The organism is Citrobacter sp. Marseille-Q6884 (genome assembly GCF_945906775.1).
Lineage (GTDB): Bacteria > Pseudomonadota > Gammaproteobacteria > Enterobacterales > Enterobacteriaceae > Citrobacter.
Genome location: NZ_CAMDRE010000001.1, coordinates 688,660 through 708,314 on the forward strand (window position 1 = coordinate 688,660; position 19,655 = coordinate 708,314).

Sequence of the window (19,655 nt, forward strand, 5' to 3'; positions counted from 1 at the left end):
GGTTAAACCGAATATCTTTGCGAATATTTTTTCACGTTGGTGTCAAGTGGCTGTGATGCGGCAAAAAAATCACCCTGGCCACCCGCGACTCCACGTTCTGTCAGCGTATGCCACTCGCTACGCGAGCGTACGCCTGTCGCATAAACCTGCGTTGGCGTCCCTGAACACGCCTCTACCAGGCTTTGGACCAGAAGCTGGTTTTCCGTTCGCTTATCAATATTCCTCACCAGACTGGGGTGAAGTTTCAATAATTCGACGTTCAGCTCTTTAATCCAACTGGTACTCACCAGCGTTAAACCGGCCTGCGTCACGGCAATACGAACGCCAAGCGCATCCATCAGACGAATGACGGGCTGTAACCGGCTGATATGTTGACAGACATCTGCCTCTGCAAGTTCAATAATTATGCGTTTACGTAGCGATTTTTCGCACTGCATCAATGTATCGCGCAGCCAGCGCTGAAAACGCGGGCGAATAAGCGACTCAACCGTCGTCTGTATCGCCAGGTTTTCCTGTGGCCAGTAGCCCAGTAACAGGATCAGACGACTAATCTGCAAGCGGTCATACTCTTCCGCCAGGCCAAATTGCAGCACCATCGGCATATATTCCGCCGAGATGACCTCTTCGCTGCCATCAAAAATGCGGCACATTAATTCCCGATGATGCACCCGTCCTTCACGCGTCACCGCCGGTTTTTGATAAATTCTCGGACCGCCCCGACTGAGCATCTGCTCGATGAGCGTTCGCCAACGCACATTACCCCGGCCTTTTTCCGGTAAGGAGTCATCATAGACGGACCAACTGTTCCCACCCTGCAGTACCGAATTACGGGTTGCCGCTTCGGCGTGATCCATCACTTGTTCAGTAGACTGGCCGCTGCGGCAGACGCAAATCCCGATATGAACCATATCGGCACGATCGATCATTTTGTTAGCAGGAAGTGCATCCACCGCTTTTAATAATTGCCCGGCGATGCTTTCCGCCTCTTTCAACGTGCGGTGTGGCAGCAGTATGGCAAAATCGCTACGGTGGTAACGCGCCAGCAACGCGCCCGGATAGCGCATAATAAAGGTCGATAACAAATTGATAAGCGCAGAAATTTGCTCTTCCGCCAGCTTGATTCCCCAGCTATCGCGCAACAGCGTAAAGTCGGGCAGGCGAACCATCATCACGACGCCGTGCGATCCCACTTTTTCCTGATCTTCCAGCAATGTCGCCAGTTGGTTATCAAAGAACAGGCGGTTGCTCAGCCCGGTTTTTGTATCCTGAGCAACATAGGAGCGGATCAGCGTATCCAGTCGGCTGCGCTGCTCGCGGGCGCTTTGAATTTCACTCAGCAGCATATCAAGCGCACTGCTGGTACGCGCAGGCCACTCATAAACCGTTCCGCGCACGTTCGGTCCACGTTCGCCGTTAAGAATGCGCGTTGAGCGAATTTCCAGAAGCTCCTGCCCGGAAAGCTGACGCTGAAGCCAGCGTACCGACAGAAACAGCATGAGAATAATGAAGCCAATCGCCAACGTGAGCGGTGCGGTGGTTAAGAGCGAATGAAAATAGTTGCCCATCGGATCCTGGTAGACCAGATGCAGCGACATTCCAGGGTGCTTAATCAAAGGAACGGTGAGATCGCGATAAACACTGTTCGTCCCGGCCGGGCGATAAATGCTCGTCCGCGCATGGCTATAAACCGTATGCGTTCCCTGAACCAACTCGACACGCACAATATCAGCCGACACCATCAGTTCATCGATCTGCGGTGTTAAGGAGACAAAATCTTTTGAGACGAGATGCGTGTCAATCGCTGTCGCAACGGCCTGAACCCGACTGGCGAGCTTGTATTGAATACCGTTATAGAAACTCAGCGAGCAGCCGATCAGCGTCACGAAGATCGTTAAGCCGGTAAGCAATGTCACAAAAGCTGAAAATTTCGTCGTTAATCGCATCCTTGTGTTAACTCCGACAGTGATGAAACAGGTATGAAAATGAAAAAGCGACACGAAAATGCAAATCTGAACGCGAAATTCGTTATTTTACATAATAGCGCGGGCATACTACCAAATCAGGTATATCTGGCAATTTATTGCGCAGAATCGGCATCATGTTTTGATTAGCGAGTATAGTCTTCATAATTAATTTTCCAATCCACTATATGAATTGAGGACAGGTTATGCAGGCTTTGATCTTAGAACAGCAGGACGGAAAGACCCTGGCATCCGTTCAACCCCTCGACGAAAACCAACTTCCACAAGGCGATGTCACGGTGGATGTTCACTGGTCAAGCCTGAACTATAAAGACGCGCTGGCCATCACCGGGAAAGGTAAAATCATTCGTAATTTTCCGATGATTCCTGGTATCGATTTCGCCGGTACCGTGCGGACCAGTGAAGATCCTCGTTTTCATGCGGGCCAGGAGGTTTTACTCACCGGCTGGGGTGTAGGTGAAAACCATTGGGGCGGTCTGGCTGAACGCGCGCGCGTAAAAGGCGACTGGCTGGTTGCACTGCCACAAGGCCTGGATGGACGCAAAGCCATGGTCATCGGCACCGCCGGTTTTACGGCCATGCTGTGCGTCATGGCGCTTGAAGACGCGGGTATTCGCCCGGAAGATGGCGAAATTGTTGTCACCGGCGCCAGCGGTGGTGTCGGCAGTACAGCCGTGGCATTGCTGCATAAGCTGGGCTATCAGGTTGCTGCGGTATCCGGTCGCGAAAGTACTCACGATTATCTGCGTAGCCTGGGCGCTAACCGAATCCTCGGTCGTGATGAATTTGCTGAATCTCGCCCGCTGGAAAAACAGCTGTGGGCAGGCGCTATTGATACCGTTGGTGACAAAGTACTGGCAAAAGTTCTCGCTCAGATGAATTACGGTGGCTGCGTTGCCGCCTGCGGTCTGGCCGGTGGTTTTGCGCTGCCCACTACGGTGATGCCATTTATTCTGCGTAATGTCCGTTTGCAGGGTGTGGACTCCGTGATGACGCCTCCGGCTCGTCGCGCACAGGCCTGGCAACGTCTGGTTAACGACTTGCCGGAATCATTCTATACACAGGCGGCCACAGAAATTACCCTTGCCGACGCACCGAAGTTTGCCGATGCCATCATCAATAACCAGATTCAAGGCCGTACGCTGGTGAAGATTGCCTAATCTTCAAATTTTTGTGACATATTCGCATTAATAATCGTCCTCCATCATGCTTAGTAAAACGCCTGATGGAGGACACTATGAGAGACTCAAAGTTAACGGAAGCCGATGTCACGGCGGAATCCGTTTTTATGCTCCAACGCCGCCAAATCCTTAAGATGCTGGGTATCAGCGCGACGGCCCTGACACTCTCGCCCGCCGCTCATGCCGATCTGCTCAGTTGGTTTAAAGGCAACGACCGCCCCCCTGCACCTGCTGGCAAGCCGCTAAATTTCAGTAAACCTGCAGCCTGGCAAAATACGCTGCCTTTAACGCCAGAAGATAAGGTTTCCGGCTATAACAACTTTTATGAGTTTGGTCTGGATAAAGCCGACCCGGCCGCTAATGCTGGCAGTCTGAAAACCGATCCGTGGACGTTAAAAATCAGCGGTGAGGTCGCAAAACCCTTAACGCTCGACCACGATGCGCTCACCACCCGCTTCCCACTGGAGGAGCGCATTTACCGGATGCGCTGCGTGGAAGCCTGGTCAATGGTCGTGCCATGGATCGGCTTTCCGTTACATAAGCTGTTGGCGCTGGTCGAACCCACCAGCAATGCAAAGTATGTGGCTTTCGAAACACGTTATGCGCCAGATGAAATGCCGGGGCAGAAAGATCGGTTTATTGGCGGAGGGCTGAAATATCCCTACGTTGAAGGATTACGTCTTGATGAAGCTATGCACCCACTCACTCTGCTCACCGTGGGCGTGTATGGTAAAGCGCTTCCTCCACAGAATGGCGCCCCAATTCGCTTAACTGTGCCGTGGAAATACGGTTTTAAAGGCATTAAGTCGATCGTCAGTATTAAACTCACGCGAGAGCGTCCCCCCACAACCTGGAACATGGCCGCCCCCAATGAATACGGGTTTTATGCCAATGTGAATCCCCATGTCGATCACCCGCGCTGGTCCCAGGCCACTGAGCGATTTATTGGCTCAGGCGGTATCCTTGACGTACAGCGACAACCCACCCTTCTGTTTAACGGCTATGCCGATGAGGTGGCTTCGCTTTATCGCGGCCTCAATCTCCAGGAGAATTTTTAAGTGCGTCTGACACCCAAACAGGTCACCTGGCTGAAAGTAGGTTTGCATCTTGCCGGTATTTTGCCGTTTGCCTGGCTCTTTTGGGCAGTGAATCACGGGGGATTGAGCGCCGATCCCGTCAAAGATATTCAACACTTTACCGGTAGGACAGCTCTGAAATTTCTGTTGGCGGCCTTGCTGGTTACGCCGCTGGCACGCTACGCTAAACAGCCATTATTGATACGCACGCGCCGCCTGTTAGGGCTATGGTGTTTTGCCTGGGCTACGCTGCATTTAACCAGCTATGCGTTACTGGAGTTGGGCATTAATAACCTGGCGCTGTTAGGGCGAGAATTAACAACGCGGCCTTATCTGCTTTTAGGCATTATCAGTTGGTTCATCTTATTCGCCCTCACAGTGACATCCACGCAGGCAGCACAGCGCAAGCTCGGTAGAAACTGGCAGTATTTACACAACTTCGTCTATCTTGTGGCGATCCTGGCGCCGGTTCATTATCTGTGGTCGGTAAAAGTTTTATCCCCACAACCGATCATTTATGCTGCGCTCGCTATCGTGCTTTTAGCCTGCCGTTATAAGAAGTTCCGCCAGTGGTGGCGGTAGTTTCGCGATATGTGCAGTACGTTACAAAACACAGACGAACCCACGTTCTTTACATACCAGCGGTTGATAATCTTCCCTGATAAGACCAGTATTTAGCTGCCAATTGCTACGAAATAGTTATAATGTGCGACCTTGCTTTCCCCGAGAGCGTTTTAACATCGCTGAAAGGGTGACAATCGCGCATTGAAGGTATATTTTGTTTTTTACCCGAAAATGGCAGAAGATAGCCACACAATGACTGGTAAGTCCTGGAATCTCATTGAATGGTTATGGCACTGAGTGCAAACCTGAGATACAGGCATCGTGTCACCAACAGTTATTCAAATGCTATACAGACGGCGATAAAACGCCTGTCACAATCTCACTAAACAAAGAGTACGGAACCCACTCATGGATATTCGTAAGATTAAAAAACTGATCGAGCTGGTTGAAGAATCAGGCATCTCCGAACTGGAAATTTCTGAAGGCGAAGAATCTGTACGCATCAGCCGTGCAGCGCCAGCTGCAAGTTTCCCGATGATGCAACAGGCTTATGCAGCACCAATGATGCAACAACCTGCTCTGTCTAACGCTGTCGCACAAACTGCAACTCCAAGCATGGAAGCCCCTGCTGCAGCGGAAATCAGTGGTCACATCGTACGTTCCCCGATGGTTGGTACCTTCTACCGTACCCCAGGCCCTGACGCGAAACCGTTCGTCGAAGTGGGTCAGAAAGTGAATGCGGGCGATACCCTGTGCATCGTTGAAGCCATGAAAATGATGAACCAGATCGAAGCCGATAAAACCGGCGTCGTAAAAGCCATTCTGGTCGAAAGTGGTCAACCGGTAGAATTTGACGAGCCGCTGGTCGTCATCGAGTAACGAGGCGAACATGTTGGATAAAATTGTTATCGCCAACCGCGGCGAGATTGCCTTGCGTATTCTTCGTGCCTGTAAAGAACTGGGCATCAAGACTGTCGCAGTGCACTCCAGCGCGGATCGCGATTTAAAACACGTATTACTGGCAGATGAAACGGTTTGTATTGGACCGGCTCCCTCTGTAAAAAGTTACCTGAATATCCCGGCCATCATCAGCGCTGCTGAAATCACTGGCGCGGTGGCAATCCACCCGGGTTATGGCTTCTTGTCCGAGAACGCCAATTTTGCTGAGCAGGTTGAACGTTCTGGCTTTATTTTCATTGGCCCGAAAGCTGACACCATCCGCCTGATGGGCGACAAAGTGTCCGCTATTACCGCGATGAAGAAAGCAGGCGTACCGACCGTTCCAGGTTCCGACGGCCCGCTGGGCGACGACATGGACGCTAACCGCGCGCATGCTAAACGCATCGGCTACCCGGTAATTATCAAGGCCTCCGGCGGCGGCGGCGGTCGCGGTATGCGCGTTGTGCGCGGCGATGCTGAGCTGGCGCAATCCATCTCCATGACGAAAGCTGAAGCGAAAGCGGCTTTCAACAACGACATGGTGTACATGGAAAAATACCTGGAAAATCCTCGTCATATCGAGATCCAGGTACTGGCTGACGGTCAGGGTAACGCAATCTATCTGGCAGAACGTGACTGCTCCATGCAGCGTCGTCACCAGAAAGTGGTCGAAGAAGCGCCAGCACCAGGCATTACGCCGGAACTGCGTCGCTACATCGGCGAACGTTGTGCAAAAGCGTGTGTTGATATCGGCTACCGCGGCGCAGGTACGTTTGAGTTCCTGTTCGAAAACGGCGAGTTCTATTTCATTGAGATGAACACCCGTATCCAGGTTGAACACCCGGTTACTGAGATGATCACGGGCGTAGACCTGATCAAAGAGCAGCTGCGTATTGCCGCTGGTCAACCGCTGTCCATCAAGCAGGATGAAGTTGTGGTTAAAGGCCATGCGGTAGAATGCCGTATCAACGCCGAAGACCCGAACACCTTCCTGCCAAGCCCGGGTAAAATCACGCGTTTCCACGCGCCGGGCGGATTTGGTGTGCGTTGGGAGTCTCATATTTACGCAGGCTACACTGTACCTCCGTACTATGACTCAATGATCGGTAAACTGATTTGCTACGGCGAAAACCGTGACGTGGCGATTGCCCGCATGAAAAACGCCTTGCAGGAACTGATCATCGACGGCATCAAAACTAACGTTGATCTGCAGATCCGCATCATGAATGACGAGCACTTCCAGCGTGGTGGATCCAATATCCACTATCTGGAGAAAAAACTCGGACTTCAGGACAAGTAAGCGAACGTTACGCGAAAAGGCCGGATTTTCCGGCCTTTTGTTTTTCTCCCCTCCGGCACGTCCCATAATGTACAATCCCCGCTTTCTTTATCCACAAGGGACAAAAAATGGACGCTCGTTTTGTTCAGGCCCATAAAGAGGCGCGCTGGGCGCTGTGGCTGACCCTTTTCTATCTTGCCACATGGTTAGTGGCCGCTTACTTACCAGACTCCACGCTGGGGATTACCGGCTTACCGCACTGGTTTGAGATGGCCTGTCTGCTAACGCCGCTGGTTTTCATTTTACTGTGTTGGGCAATGGTGAAATTTATCTATCGCGATATCTCTCTGGAGGATGACGATGCAGCTTGAAGTCATTTTGCCGCTTGTCGCCTATCTGCTGGTGGTGTTTGGTCTTTCCGTTTATGCAATGAGAAAGCGAACGACGGGCACCTTCCTGAATGAGTATTTCCTCGGCAGCCGTTCTATGGGCGGGGTCGTGTTAGCCATGACGCTGACCGCAACCTATATCAGCGCAAGTTCGTTTATTGGCGGTCCAGGCGCAGCCTATAAATACGGGCTGGGATGGGTACTGTTGGCAATGATCCAACTGCCCGCCGTCTGGCTGTCACTGGGTATTCTCGGCAAGAAATTCGCTATTCTGGCGCGGCGTTATAATGCCGTCACCCTCAACGATATGCTGTTCGCCCGTTACCAGAGCCGTTTACTGGTATGGCTGGCGAGCCTCAGTCTGCTGGTGGCTTTCGTCGGAGCCATGACCGTGCAGTTCATCGGCGGTGCCCGTTTGCTGGAAACCGCCGCCGGTATCCCTTATGAAACCGGTCTGCTGATCTTTGGTATCAGTATCGCGTTATACACCGCATTCGGCGGATTTCGCGCCAGCGTGCTGAATGACACGATGCAAGGCATGGTAATGCTGATTGGTACCATTGTCCTGCTGGTCGGTGTCGTCCATGCTGCAGGCGGCCTCAGCCACGCAGTAGAAACCCTGCAAACCATCGATCCTAAACTGGTGACGCCACAGGGCGCTGATGACATTCTGTCGCCAACCTTTATGACGTCGTTCTGGGTGCTGGTCTGCTTCGGGGTGATTGGCCTGCCGCACACAGCGGTACGCTGTATCTCCTATAAGGACAGTAAAGCGGTACATCGCGGCATTATTATCGGCACTATTGTGGTGGCGATCCTGATGTTTGGTATGCATCTGGCGGGCGCCCTGGGACGTGCGGTAATCCCCGATCTGACGGTACCGGATCTGGTTATTCCGACCCTGATGGTTAAAGTTCTGCCACCCATTGCTGCCGGGATCTTCCTCGCCGCACCTATGGCCGCGATCATGTCAACGATCAACGCCCAATTACTGCAGAGTTCCGCTACGATCATTAAAGATCTTTACCTGAACCTTCGCCCGGAACAATTACGCAATGAAACCCGGTTGAAGCGAATGTCTGCAGTGATCACCCTGCTGCTGGGTGCGTTACTGTTGCTAGCCGCCTGGAAACCACCAGAGATGATCATCTGGCTCAACCTGCTGGCGTTTGGTGGTCTGGAAGCGGTCTTCTTGTGGCCGCTGGTGCTGGGCCTGTATTGGGAGCGAGCGAATGCGACAGGTGCCTTGAGTGCCATGATTGTCGGCGGTGTACTCTATGCGGTACTTGCCACCTTTAACGTTCAGTACCTGGGCTTCCATCCGATTGTGCCCTCGTTACTGCTAAGTTTGCTGGCTTTCCTGGTCGGGAACCGTTTTGGTTCTACCGCCCCGCAAGCTGCCATATTGACTACTGATAAATAAAGAGTTTTGCCATGCCATGGATTCAACTGAAACTGAACACGACCGGTGCAAACGCTGAAGAATTGAGCGACGCGCTGATGGAAGCGGGAGCTGTCTCTATCACCTTCCAGGATACGCATGACACGCCGGTATTTGAACCCCTGCCAGGTGAAACTCGCCTGTGGGGCGATACCGATGTTATCGGCCTGTTCGATGCAGAAACCGACATGAAGGACGTGGTTGCCATTCTGGCTCAACATCCACTTCTGGGTGAAGGCTTCGTGCATAAAATCGAACAGCTTGAAGACAAAGACTGGGAACGCGAGTGGATGGATAACTTCCACCCGATGCGCTTCGGTGAACGTCTGTGGATTTGCCCGAGCTGGCGCGATGTCCCGGATGAGAATGCCGTTAATGTGATGCTGGACCCTGGTCTGGCGTTTGGTACAGGCACACACCCGACGACGTCTCTGTGCCTGCAATGGCTGGACGGTCTCGACCTTAACGGTAAAACCGTTATCGACTTTGGCTGCGGCTCCGGCATTCTGGCCATTGCCGCACTGAAATTGGGTGCAGCGAAAGCTATCGGTGTGGATATCGATCCGCAAGCTATTCAGGCCAGCCGTGACAACGCACAACGTAATGGCGTTTCCGACCGCCTGGAGCTCTATCTGCCGCAAGATCAACCAGAAGCCCTGAAAGCCGATGTCGTGGTTGCAAACATCCTCGCGGGCCCATTACGTGAACTGGCACCGTTAATCAGCGTACTGCCTGTTGAGGGCGGTTTACTGGGCCTTTCCGGCATCCTCGCCAGCCAGGCAGACAGTGTTTGTGAAGCCTATGCTGACCTCTTTACCCTCGATCCTGTTATCGAGAAGGAAGAGTGGTGTCGCATTACAGGGCAGAAGAAATAGTCCCTTTCCGTTACCATTTGCCACGCTAAAATCGCTCTTTTTTTCGCAAAAGGATTTGCGGAAATGAGAGCGAGATCTCATTCAAATGTCATTATTTGCTCATAAAAACAGCTTTTTATCCTGACTAACTCACCTCGCCAGCAATAAAAAAAGAGAAGTTTTCGGAATTTATAAATGGATGCAAAATTACTCTTTTTTTGTATATCAATGATTATTAAAGAATTTAATCCGAAAGCGTGCACTCAACACGCAATTCATTGATCCACCTCAGAGGATTGGTTAAAGTTTGGCCTTTCATCTCGTGCAAAAAATGCGTAATATACGCCGCCTTGCAGTCACAGTATGGTCATTTCTTAACTCATGCGCATCGGACAATATCAGCTCAGAAATCGCCTGATCGCAGCACCTATGGCTGGCATTACAGACAGACCATTCAGGACGCTGTGCTATGAGATGGGAGCAGGATTGACGGTATCCGAGATGATGTCTTCTAACCCGCAGGTTTGGGAAAGTGACAAGTCTCGTTTACGGATGGTGCACGTTGATGAGCCAGGAATTCGCACGGTGCAAATTGCCGGTAGTGACCCTGTTGAGATGGCCGATGCCGCACGAATTAACGTGGAAAGCGGCGCCCAAATTATTGATATCAATATGGGGTGTCCGGCTAAAAAAGTGAATCGTAAGCTCGCAGGTTCAGCCCTCTTGCAGTACCCGGATTTAGTGAAATCGATACTAACCGAGGTCGTCAATGCAGTGGACGTTCCTGTCACACTCAAGATTCGCACCGGCTGGGCTCCGGAACACCGTAACTGCGTAGAGATTGCCCAACTGGCTGAAGACTGTGGCATTCAGGCTCTGACCATTCATGGACGCACCCGCGCCTGTTTGTTCAATGGAGATGCTGAATACGACAGTATTCGGGCAGTTAAGCAGAAAGTTTCCATTCCGATCATCGCGAATGGCGACATTACTGACCCGCTTAAAGCCAGAGCTGTGCTCGACTATACGGGGGCGGATGCCCTGATGATAGGCCGTGCAGCTCAGGGAAGACCCTGGATCTTTCGGGAAATCCAGCATTATCTGGACACTGGGGAGTTGCTGCCCCCGCTGCCTCTGGCAGAGGTGAAGCGCTTGCTTTGTGCGCACGTTCGGGAATTGCACGACTTTTATGGTCAGGCAAAAGGGTACCGAATTGCGCGTAAACACGTATCCTGGTATCTCCAGGAACACGCTCCAAATGACCAGTTTCGGCGCACATTCAACGCCATTGAAGATTCCAGCGAACAGCTGGCGGCGTTGGAGGCATACTTCGAAAATTTTGCGTAAACAGAAATAAAGAGCTGACAGAACTATGTTCGAACAACGCGTAAATTCTGACGTACTGACCGTTTCTACCGTTAACTCTCAGGATCAGGTAACTCAAAAACCCCTGCGTGACTCGGTTAAACAGGCACTGAAGAACTATTTTGCTCAACTGAATGGTCAGGATGTTAATGATCTCTATGAGCTGGTACTGGCTGAAGTAGAACAGCCCCTGTTGGACATGGTGATGCAATACACCCGCGGTAACCAGACCCGTGCTGCCCTGATGATGGGTATCAACCGTGGTACGCTGCGTAAAAAACTGAAAAAATACGGCATGAACTGATACTAATCAGTTAAGTCGTTGAAAGAAAAGGCGCTACTCGGCATGGGGATGCGCCTTTTTTATTAATCTGACTACACCACTGACTACACCGAAGCGCGAACATCTTTGAACGATGCTGATAACTATTTTTTCCGACCGCCTTTCTTTGAAGGAAGTTTATCCAGCGCATCCAGGTTAAAACCCAGCTCTTTATCGGTAAGTGGTTTTGCATGTCCTCTGGCCCAGTTCGTGACCTCTATCAGATCAATCCAGCGCTCCTTCACTCCCTCAATCTTCAGTACGTGCGTTCCCTCTCGCCAGATGCCCCGCTGTATCCGCTTGTTGATTGCCTCCGGCGTTTCTCCTATAACCTCGCAATAGTAAGACAGTGGTACGCAGCCTAACCCATACATAATCGACCTCTAACAAAGTAGCTATTATTGTAGGAGAGATGTATCCTACAATAAGTGGTTAATAATCGAACACCCTACTGCAGGATAGATTTATCCCACGATAAGGAATACCAGCTATGCGATTAACAGCCCGTAAGAAAGAGATCCTCAGCTTCTTTGAATCAGAGCACCGTGAGTGGGTAACCAGTGAAGTTGGCGCACCTCCTATTGACGTTTCCGGTGTTACTTACCTGCTGCACGGTACAAGTTGCTTTGATAAAAGCTACCAACTGGAATCAACCCGCAGAACGCTTGAGGCAATGGTAAAAGACGGGCTACTGGAAAAGGTTATCAGCTACGAGAGACGCCAGGACACGACGCAAAGTGGGGATGGGAAAGGTGTATGGTGCAACTGCTCACGCTATGGTTTACCCGGTCAATGTAACGTTATGCGGGATGATGGCGATAACAGACGCCCCCATATCGAGGGCGAAAGCGTCAGAATTGATTAATCAGTTCAGGGTGCAAGAAGGGGCAGGAAATGCAGATAAGTTTTTTGCTATCACATCTTTCATGTGTTCAGCCCAAGCGTCGAAAATGGCCATATCTGTTCCTGGCCATTTAATCAGGTAGGCAACCAGAACTTCATCAGTTAGCTTATCCTGCTGATCCCAGTCAACAATGAACTGCCGGAATAACGCATAACCCTTCGCCGGGTCTTTGTTCTGCCATGTATCCACAACCACATCGAATGCCGGAACGGTGTAAGTGATTTCCACCGGCAGGGGCTCGTATTTTGTAGGAATGAGAACTTCGCGGGTGAATGTCTCTCCCTCTGGCCATATCTGCGCCTGATTTATCATTGCTGATCCTCCACGTAGATACCCGCCGATATGATTGCTCCCCCGATACGGCGTTTACCGTAAAGCAATGGCACCGGATAGCCTTGCGCAGCAGTGTTAGTTACGCCTCCAAACGCGTATGAGGCCTTATTATCAGCACTTTGTTTGCTTGCAAGCCCCGTAGCCTGAGGGGAAAGAAGTTGGGCTACTCCTCCTACAGTCATCGCAGTACCAGCAGCAAACATCATATTACTTGCAGCAATTCCAATGCCAGGCATCCAGATCGAGGCAGCCACAATAACAGCACCTAAAATAGTTTGTAGCACTCCTGCTTTTTTACTTCCAATTACCACCGGCACGATATGAATCTCACGCCCATTGTTCGGAAATTCCAGGTCATCTACTCCAATGTTCTTTTTCCCGACATAAATCGCATACGTTAAACCGCGAGCCCTGCTTGTATTCATGTATTTTTCGAATCCGGGAATTGTTACGGCCAGAGCCCGAAAAGCCTCATGCGTAGTCCTTACAAGGCGCTGGTGAGTTTTACCGAAGGTCTTGCCTAGCGGGCCAAACATACGGATGGTAGCAAGTGTTTCATTATTAGCTGTATTCATTGTTTTACTCCTGTCAGATACCGTTAAATGTCGCCAGCCGTTGTTTGTGGCTGTCGCTCATATCGAAAGCAAAATCCTCATGCTCAGCCTGGAAGGTACCGAACGCCATTAGCGCAGATACAGCCGGGTCTATCTTGTTGGAGGATTTCTTCTTGTTGGGCTTAATGTTGGCGTTAGCGTCGGACTCCATCACCACGTTACCAATCGCCCAGGCCAGAACTGGATCGCCACGGTGGCGCACCACTCTGCGATTAACGAACACCTCAAAGGATTTCGCTACCGGACTGAATTTGAGATAGGTTTGCGGGAACGGCTCCACATCGAGGCCCGCCCCCTGTAGCTGGGTGCGCAGGTGCGTGGCGTTCCACGTATCGAAGCCCACCAGCCGGATATTGAAGGTTTCAGCGTCGCGCAGAATATCGTCACGGATACGGTCATAGTCGATGCAGTCACCGGGTGTGGTGCGTATCCATCCCGCTTTTACCCACTGCCGGTAGATGGCGCGGTTTTTGTTGGCGACGTTAAGCAGCTGCGCTTCCGGCAGATAATGACGAGTAAGGAGTCTGATCTCCCTGTCGAACGGGAACGCATAGCTTACGCTGGTGATGTCGCTGGTAGAGGACAGGTCAAACCCGGCATAACACTCCATTCCGGCCAGATCGACTTCGGTATAGTCGAGAGCACAGGCATCCCATGCACCGGCGCCCATCCACGGCGTGGAGCCCTGACACCAGATATTGAAACGTTTGGTCAACATTTCGACCCACTGCGACGGTATGCCCCGCGCTTTCTGGATGGTGGACTCCAGTTTCGCCGCATCCACGGACACATGCAGATTAGGGTTAGCCTTGATCCACTTTTCCGGCTGTTCAACCTCGCTTTCGTCGTCCAGCTCGTAGATCAGGACAAACAGTGAATCGTTGTTCTCTTCCCCGGCCAGAATCTGACAGCAGTAGTCATAATGCTGCTTACATGCTGAGACAACGTTACTCCCGGCGGTCGTGATGGCGAATAAAATCGCCTCCGGACGTGCGCCCATACCCAACTCAAGCGCGGAATAAACACCGTTATCCGGGTGAAGGTGGTATTCATCGACAATCGCCAGGCTGGGGTTAGTCCCCTCAATGGTGGCCGCTTTCGCCGCCAGCGGCTTTAACAGGCTGTTGCTCTTCGGGAAAATGACCTTATGCGCCTGGATATTAACGCGCTTTTTCAGCGGTTTTGACAGCAGGCACATCTGGCGGGCATCGTCGAACACGATTCGGGCCTGATCACGACTCACCGCCGCCGTGTAGATATCCTGCTGGCCCTTCTCCATCACCAGAAACCAGTTAGCCAGCATGGCGGCTACGGTGGATTTGGCATTCTTGCGCGGCACCTCAATAAAGGCGCTGCTGTATTTGCGGCGGCCTGACTCCCTGACCTTAAAGCCCAGCAGGTTAGCAAAGGCGAACTGCTGCCAGGGCTCAAGCTCGATAGGCTGGCCCCGCAGCGGGCCTTTGACGTGTGGACAGAGCCGGGAGAACGCGATAAACCGCTCCACGGTTGCCGTATCGAACTCATAACGGGGGTCATTCAGGTCTGAAAAGTACCTTTCAACGGCCTGTTTTACGCGCTTACAGGCCGGAATTTCACCGGATTTAATGGCGTTTGCGTAATCATTCCAGACGGTCAAGCTCGTCCTCCTCTTCCGTTTCTACCGGATTACGGCGGCGGCTTACCGGATCAAAGCCCAGCAGCGACGACATTTTTATGAGAATTTTTTCGGCATCCGCTTTTGCACTCAGTGCCGGGTTACGGCTCTCACCGCCCTGGCTGTTCACTATGCTAAATCCCCGCGTGGCAAGGTCTTCCACGGCTTTGCGGTACATCGAGTAATTGACGCAATACAGCTCAAGGTTGTTCCAGTCGGCAGGCGTAAGATCACCGCGCTCCGCCAGCTGCTTCGCTTTTGCTTTCCACTGCTGCGCCGCGATTTCATCAAGGTAGGCGGGCGGTTTGGGTGGTCTTGCCATAACTTACTGTTTTCCTGTCTGTTTTATTTTCAAAAAAATCGCCGCGCGTAAAAATTTGAGGGGGCGGGTGGTTCTTCGCTGAGAGGGGTTTGTCCTGAAAACCTCCCCCACCCCGTCCATGCGCCCTGTCAGTGGTTGCGGAAGCATTCCATAAGCTCTCGGTCACGCTGGCTCATGCGCTTTACTACGGGCTTCGTGTGCGCTCTCTGTCTGGCTGGTTGCCATGCCTCGCGCTGCTTTATCAGCCCACTAATCAGGCGCTGCTGTTCCTGCTCAGTCATTGTTTGCCTCATAGATCCAGTCGGTGCGATGACGTGCTGCTTCTTCCTGCTCACGAAACTTACCGGCTTTACGCTGCTGCTTCGTCACCGGGTCTGTTGTTGTTGTCTTCCGGCCATGACAGGCAGCGCATAACTGCTGGTGATTACTGGCTGGCCAGAACAGCACATCGGCTTCACCCTCGATAGGAATGATGTGATCGACGATAGTTGCCGATGTATAGACTCCAGCCTTGAGACAGTGGACACATAGCGGATTGGCTTTCAGAAAATGACGACGGTATTCGCCCCAGCGGTTGGAGTAACCGCGCTCTGTCCGTGTACCTCTTCGGCTGTCGCTTTGTCGGCGGGCATCCCGCTTATGCTCATCACACTTGCCGGTCTTCACCCGCCTATTACATCCCGGCTCGGTGCACCGTCGCATTGGCTGCCACGGCATCAGTACACCCCCACATCTCGGTAGACAGACCACAACGCAGAGACAGCCATCGGTATCTCTTTGGCGTCGGTGTCACCAATCATCGTGCGGTACTCATACAGCTGAGAAACGTACATCAGACAACCGATCTTGATTGCAGGGGTGAACTCCAGACCATTATCGAACCGCTTGCCGATATGCTTCTGACAGACCTCCAGCGCTGCCTCGATGTACGCCTGTATCAACGTATCTTCGTAATCATCATCAATACGGCAGTGCAGCTTTGCTTCTGCCAGGGTGATTGAATCAACCATTAAAAATTCCTCCCTTACAAAGCAATTCAAGCCGGGTATGGTCTTTGTCGGGAATAACAGCATCAACCGAATAGGCCATGCCGCGGGCATTGGGTGAGCTCCATAGAAGGCGATAACCGGCCAGGATGTCTGGTCGGTAACGTATCCAGATGCGGGTGGTGATTTGGTTCATGATCGCGCCGGACGCGATAATTTCTTTACCACTCACGTCAGCGATATCCGCCCATACCGTGCACAGGTCTTTCCATTCTTTAATTACCTGGCCTGAGGGCGACTGCCTGGATACATAGTTCTGTACCGTCACCCGGCGTTTCATACTACCCGCTCTCATTCGTCACCTTCCTTGCCGTCTTTGCTGATCTTCACTTCCTGCTTCCATGCCTGGCTGAATTCGTCACCACCTTCACGCGGTGGCATCCCCTCACGCTCTCGGGCTTCGTTCGGGTTCATGATCCCGTTCTTAATACCGCGCTCATAAGTGGCATAACGTTCGGTTGGCGTGGCGCGGAGAAGGTCAGCAGAGTCAAACTCCACCTGATAACGGGTTCCTGGGACGGGGGAGGCCACCAGCAGCGCAGATTTGATTTGTTGTTCGAAGTTCGCCAGCCACGGGCGCATCGTCATGGTAAGAAAGGCGCGGCTCGCTTCGCTGAAATTGCTGTAGGTGCTGTTGCTGTATTCCTGCAGGAAGATAGGCGACACGTTGAACATCCGGGCAATGTCTTCAATAGTGAAGCGACGGGAGGCCAGCCACTCGGCATCCTGATTACTCATGCCCAGCTGCTTATAATCCATTCCACCTTCAAGAATCGGCGTTTTCCCGGCGTTTCTGGCACCCTTGTAGCGCTCCAGCGCATCCAGAGCCTGTTTGCCTTTCACGCTGTCGAGCCAGTCAGCAGTAGTGACCACCCCCGCCGCCATCATTCCATCTTTCATAATGCTAGCGCCGTGGCGCTGCTGAGCGAGTCCTAACCCCAGCGCCTCTCGGCAGACGGTGATTGGCGAACGCCCCAGAAAACCATCATCGGTCGAGTAACGCAGGTGCAGAATCTCTTCCTGCAAGTAGGTGCGCACTGCCCCGGCAAACGGCTCAGTAACAGTGTATTTGTACTTATGCTGGCCGATACGCTCAGGAACCACCGCCCCCGGCGCATACGGATGCAGGGATTCCGGCTGACCGTCGCGGCCCCACTGGATCACCGCATAGGCGTTACCGTTCAGCAGACAATGGCGCATCATCGTGCGCTTGAACTGGTAAGGCGTCTGGCAGTCGTTCGGCTGCTCGTTCAGAAGAAAATCCACCGGGTGATTGCTCAGCCATTCTCGCGCCTCACGCCCGTTATCGTTACGCACGCGGTAGAGGTAGCAGGGCATTGTTGCCACTGCCTCACTGATAACTGACACGGCGTTCATCACCGCCGGCAGAGATTCCGCAGTACCAGCAGACACATATTCGCCTGATCCGGTATTTGGAATCCCTGCCATCGCCAGAAACTCATCAATCGTCATGCTGCGCTGTTCGGATAGCTCAGATTTACGGCCAAAAGGCCAGATATTCCACATATCACAGCCCCGCTAAGTCAGCCCAGCGGCGGCGGTTATCGCCAGCGCGGCGCAGTTCAGGATGTTGGGAGAAAAGCGACCGGTGCGCAATCTCCACGCCGGACTCAGGGTAAGCAGGCATAGAAGTAACGGTGATTTCGCGTAGTTCAGCAGTGATGACGGTTCGTGTGTAAGGTAATTTCGCTGTATCCCAGAAATCTTTTGACGCACGGAAACCAAAGCTCATGCCGGAAATGTCACCGCGCTCCACCAGCTCCAGTACATCATTCCCAAGCTGGGTATTCGGCGGGGTCAGCTCGAAGCGCAGCCCGGTATCGTCTTCGGACAGCACCAGCGTGCCGGATTTAGTGCGTCCCAGTAGTTGGGTGTAGTTATGCTCATACAGCGCACGCACATCGCTACCGGATGCCAGGCTGTCTTTAAACGCCCCCGGCGCGAACTGCTCACGAAATTCATCCCAGATAATTTCTGACAGGCTGTTCCATCGCACGGCATAGCCCACCAGCTTTTTATTGCTGGCGCTCAGATCGGAGGTGCGTATTTCAAAATCTATTGTTTTCATTACTTGACTCCACAGAGGGCAAAAAGGGGCCGAAGCCCCTTAAACGTCAAATCAGGAACCGGAGCCGGAAAGCTCAAGCACCTTGATGGCGTTGGAGTCCACCACACCACCGCCCAGGTATTTATCGGTATGCACCTTGTAGAAACCAGGTTCGGTGATGTTGTCGGGGCGGGTACGCACGCCAGTAGTGTGATCCACGATAAAGTAACCGCGCTTAAAGTCCCCGACTGCCAGGAACGCTTCACCCGCAGCCGCATCAGGCATGGTTTCCAGATATTGAACCGGACGGCCAAGGAGGGTATCGGGAGAGTCAGCGACGAGACGATCACGCCAGATGTAATCCCCGTTGCCGTTTTTCAGCTTTTGCAGCGTAGCGGCAGTGTTGGAGTTCATCACCCATACGGCATTTTTACGGTATTTGGCTTTCAGCTTATACAGCAGGTCGATCAAGCCATCAGAGGAAACGGCAGCAGCTTCCATTTTCTCCAGCGTTCCGAACGGACGGGTTTTATCGCTGGTGGCCGCACGCGGATAGGACAGGAACCCTTTGGATTTTTTATCACCGTCGCCGTTAACAAAGTCGGTTTCTTCGGTAGCAGTGAAGGTGTCGGTGATTTCGGAAGACAGCCAACCCAGAATATCAACTTCGGAGAAGTCGAGAATTTCCTGAGTGGTTTTCGGGTAGGCGTAGATCGGGTTGAGTTTGATATCAACGCGCTCCATCTTCGGCGTGCTGGTTTCGGTACGTGCTTCACCTTCGGTACCGCGATTAACGGTAGTACCGCCCACAGATACCAGCTTCTGGTATTCGTTGGTTTTGGTGGTCTTCACCGTGGCGATGGAGCGCATAACGCTGTCATCCTGCAGCTGGCGCATAATCTCTTTGTCCAGCTCAGGGATAACGGTATAACCGCCATCAGCCTGCACCAGCGTGGAGAGAGAGCGAGTATCCCCAGTCATGATGTAGTGGCGCAGCTCGTCGTTGCTTACTGGCTCACCTTCGACGGAAGTACCAGGCAGATTGCGCAGATCGTCGGCGACGGCTTCAAGACGGGTGATTTCAACTTCAAGCGCATCAGCCTGGGCGCGGAGTTCGTCGAACTTTTTGCCCTCTTCTTCGTTCAGACTACGCTTCTCAGTGTCGGCTTTGTCCAGCATGGAGCGCATCCGCGTTTTGAGGGCGGCTTTCTGCTGGCGTAATTCGAGTAGTTTCTTCATGGAGTGGTTTCCGTAACAATTAACGTTGAGACGTGAAACCAGCGCTTAGGAGAGGAGGCCGTTAAATCTTTTTCTGCCTCTCG

At 52.4% G+C, this 19,655-nt stretch carries 22 protein-coding genes and 1 pseudogene; 11 read left to right on the forward strand and 12 right to left on the reverse strand.

Features of this window, described 5'->3' with window-relative positions:
* Positions 1-2: 2 nt before the first annotated feature.
* The gene (csrD, locus tag N7268_RS03205; RefSeq protein WP_260861771.1) at positions 3-1,943 is read right to left on the reverse strand and encodes an RNase E specificity factor CsrD; all 1,941 of its coding nucleotides are present in this window, start codon (positions 1,941-1,943) and stop codon (positions 3-5) included.
* 224 nt (positions 1,944-2,167) lie between these two features.
* Here csrD and N7268_RS03210 point away from each other — a divergent pair, with 224 nt between their 5' ends.
* From N7268_RS03210 to fis, 10 genes are all read left to right on the forward strand, one after another.
* The gene (locus N7268_RS03210) at positions 2,168-3,142 is read left to right on the forward strand and encodes an MDR family oxidoreductase (RefSeq protein WP_260861772.1); all 975 of its coding nucleotides are present in this window, start codon (positions 2,168-2,170) and stop codon (positions 3,140-3,142) included.
* Positions 3,143-3,219: 77 nt separating this feature from the next.
* Complete coding sequence (gene msrP / locus N7268_RS03215; protein WP_260861773.1) at positions 3,220-4,221, forward strand: protein-methionine-sulfoxide reductase catalytic subunit MsrP; 1,002 nt, start codon at positions 3,220-3,222, stop codon at positions 4,219-4,221.
* Positions 4,222-4,821: a protein-methionine-sulfoxide reductase heme-binding subunit MsrQ gene (msrQ, locus tag N7268_RS03220; protein ID WP_260861774.1), complete on the forward strand. Its 600-nt coding sequence runs from the start codon at positions 4,222-4,224 to the stop codon at positions 4,819-4,821.
* A gap of 390 nt (positions 4,822-5,211) precedes the next feature.
* Entirely contained in the window at positions 5,212-5,682 is a 471-nt protein-coding gene (accB, locus tag N7268_RS03225) for an acetyl-CoA carboxylase biotin carboxyl carrier protein (RefSeq protein WP_198905494.1), read from the forward strand.
* Positions 5,683-5,692: 10 nt separating this feature from the next.
* Positions 5,693-7,042: an acetyl-CoA carboxylase biotin carboxylase subunit gene (accC, locus tag N7268_RS03230; protein ID WP_260861775.1), complete on the forward strand. Its 1,350-nt coding sequence runs from the start codon at positions 5,693-5,695 to the stop codon at positions 7,040-7,042.
* A gap of 107 nt (positions 7,043-7,149) precedes the next feature.
* Entirely contained in the window at positions 7,150-7,392 is a 243-nt protein-coding gene (locus tag N7268_RS03235) for a YhdT family protein (protein WP_260861776.1), read from the forward strand.
* Complete coding sequence (panF, locus tag N7268_RS03240) at positions 7,382-8,833, forward strand: sodium/pantothenate symporter (protein WP_260861777.1); 1,452 nt, start codon at positions 7,382-7,384, stop codon at positions 8,831-8,833. Before N7268_RS03235 ends, panF begins: the two co-directional genes overlap by 11 nt.
* An 11-nt stretch (positions 8,834-8,844) precedes the next feature.
* Complete coding sequence (gene prmA / locus N7268_RS03245; protein WP_260861778.1) at positions 8,845-9,726, forward strand: 50S ribosomal protein L11 methyltransferase; 882 nt, start codon at positions 8,845-8,847, stop codon at positions 9,724-9,726.
* Between the two features lie 360 nt (positions 9,727-10,086).
* Positions 10,087-11,052, forward strand: a complete 966-nt coding sequence (gene dusB / locus N7268_RS03250; RefSeq protein ID WP_260861779.1) for a tRNA dihydrouridine synthase DusB — start codon at positions 10,087-10,089, stop codon at positions 11,050-11,052.
* A 25-nt stretch (positions 11,053-11,077) separates the two neighbouring features.
* Complete coding sequence (gene fis / locus N7268_RS03255) at positions 11,078-11,374, forward strand: DNA-binding transcriptional regulator Fis (protein WP_000462905.1); 297 nt, start codon at positions 11,078-11,080, stop codon at positions 11,372-11,374.
* Between the two features lie 215 nt (positions 11,375-11,589).
* On the opposite strand, the pseudogene N7268_RS03260 reads toward fis, so the two are convergent.
* A pseudogene (locus tag N7268_RS03260) lies at positions 11,590-11,766 on the reverse strand (excisionase); the annotation flags it as partial.
* Positions 11,767-11,882: 116 nt separating this feature from the next.
* On the opposite strand from N7268_RS03260, the gene N7268_RS03265 reads away from it, so the two are divergent.
* Positions 11,883-12,257: a hypothetical protein gene (locus tag N7268_RS03265; RefSeq protein ID WP_232946773.1), complete on the forward strand. Its 375-nt coding sequence runs from the start codon at positions 11,883-11,885 to the stop codon at positions 12,255-12,257.
* Here N7268_RS03265 and N7268_RS03270 read toward each other — a convergent pair whose 3' ends face one another.
* The 10 genes from N7268_RS03270 to N7268_RS03320 form a co-directional block, all read right to left on the reverse strand.
* Positions 12,258-12,608 (reverse strand): hypothetical protein, encoded by a 351-nt coding sequence (locus tag N7268_RS03270; RefSeq protein ID WP_260861780.1) that lies wholly within the window; start codon positions 12,606-12,608, stop codon positions 12,258-12,260.
* Positions 12,605-13,204 carry a tail assembly protein gene (locus N7268_RS03275; protein WP_260861781.1) on the reverse strand — a complete coding sequence of 200 codons (600 nt, stop codon included), beginning with the start codon at positions 13,202-13,204 and terminating at the stop codon, positions 12,605-12,607. The genes N7268_RS03270 and N7268_RS03275 overlap by 4 nt, the downstream gene beginning before the upstream one ends.
* A 13-nt stretch (positions 13,205-13,217) precedes the next feature.
* Positions 13,218-14,879 carry a terminase large subunit gene (locus tag N7268_RS03280; RefSeq protein WP_260861782.1) on the reverse strand — a complete coding sequence of 554 codons (1,662 nt, stop codon included), beginning with the start codon at positions 14,877-14,879 and terminating at the stop codon, positions 13,218-13,220.
* Positions 14,863-15,219 carry a phage terminase small subunit P27 family gene (locus N7268_RS03285; protein ID WP_023326190.1) on the reverse strand — a complete coding sequence of 119 codons (357 nt, stop codon included), beginning with the start codon at positions 15,217-15,219 and terminating at the stop codon, positions 14,863-14,865. The genes N7268_RS03280 and N7268_RS03285 overlap by 17 nt, the downstream gene beginning before the upstream one ends.
* A 273-nt stretch (positions 15,220-15,492) precedes the next feature.
* Entirely contained in the window at positions 15,493-15,936 is a 444-nt protein-coding gene (locus tag N7268_RS03295; RefSeq protein WP_239605602.1) for an HNH endonuclease signature motif containing protein, read from the reverse strand.
* Complete coding sequence (locus N7268_RS03300) at positions 15,936-16,229, reverse strand: head-tail connector protein (RefSeq protein ID WP_134214847.1); 294 nt, start codon at positions 16,227-16,229, stop codon at positions 15,936-15,938. Before N7268_RS03300 ends, N7268_RS03295 begins: the two co-directional genes overlap by 1 nt.
* Positions 16,222-16,545 (reverse strand): phage head closure protein, encoded by a 324-nt coding sequence (locus N7268_RS03305; RefSeq protein ID WP_260861783.1) that lies wholly within the window; start codon positions 16,543-16,545, stop codon positions 16,222-16,224. Before N7268_RS03305 ends, N7268_RS03300 begins: the two co-directional genes overlap by 8 nt.
* An 11-nt stretch (positions 16,546-16,556) precedes the next feature.
* Positions 16,557-17,792 carry a phage portal protein gene (locus N7268_RS03310; protein WP_260861784.1) on the reverse strand — a complete coding sequence of 412 codons (1,236 nt, stop codon included), beginning with the start codon at positions 17,790-17,792 and terminating at the stop codon, positions 16,557-16,559.
* 1 nt (position 17,793) lies between these two features.
* On the reverse strand, positions 17,794-18,354 hold the full coding sequence (locus N7268_RS03315) for an HK97 family phage prohead protease (protein WP_260861785.1): 561 nt from the start codon (positions 18,352-18,354) through the stop codon (positions 17,794-17,796).
* A gap of 51 nt (positions 18,355-18,405) precedes the next feature.
* Entirely contained in the window at positions 18,406-19,572 is a 1,167-nt protein-coding gene (locus tag N7268_RS03320) for a phage major capsid protein (RefSeq protein WP_260861786.1), read from the reverse strand.
* Positions 19,573-19,655: the final 83 nt, after the last annotated feature.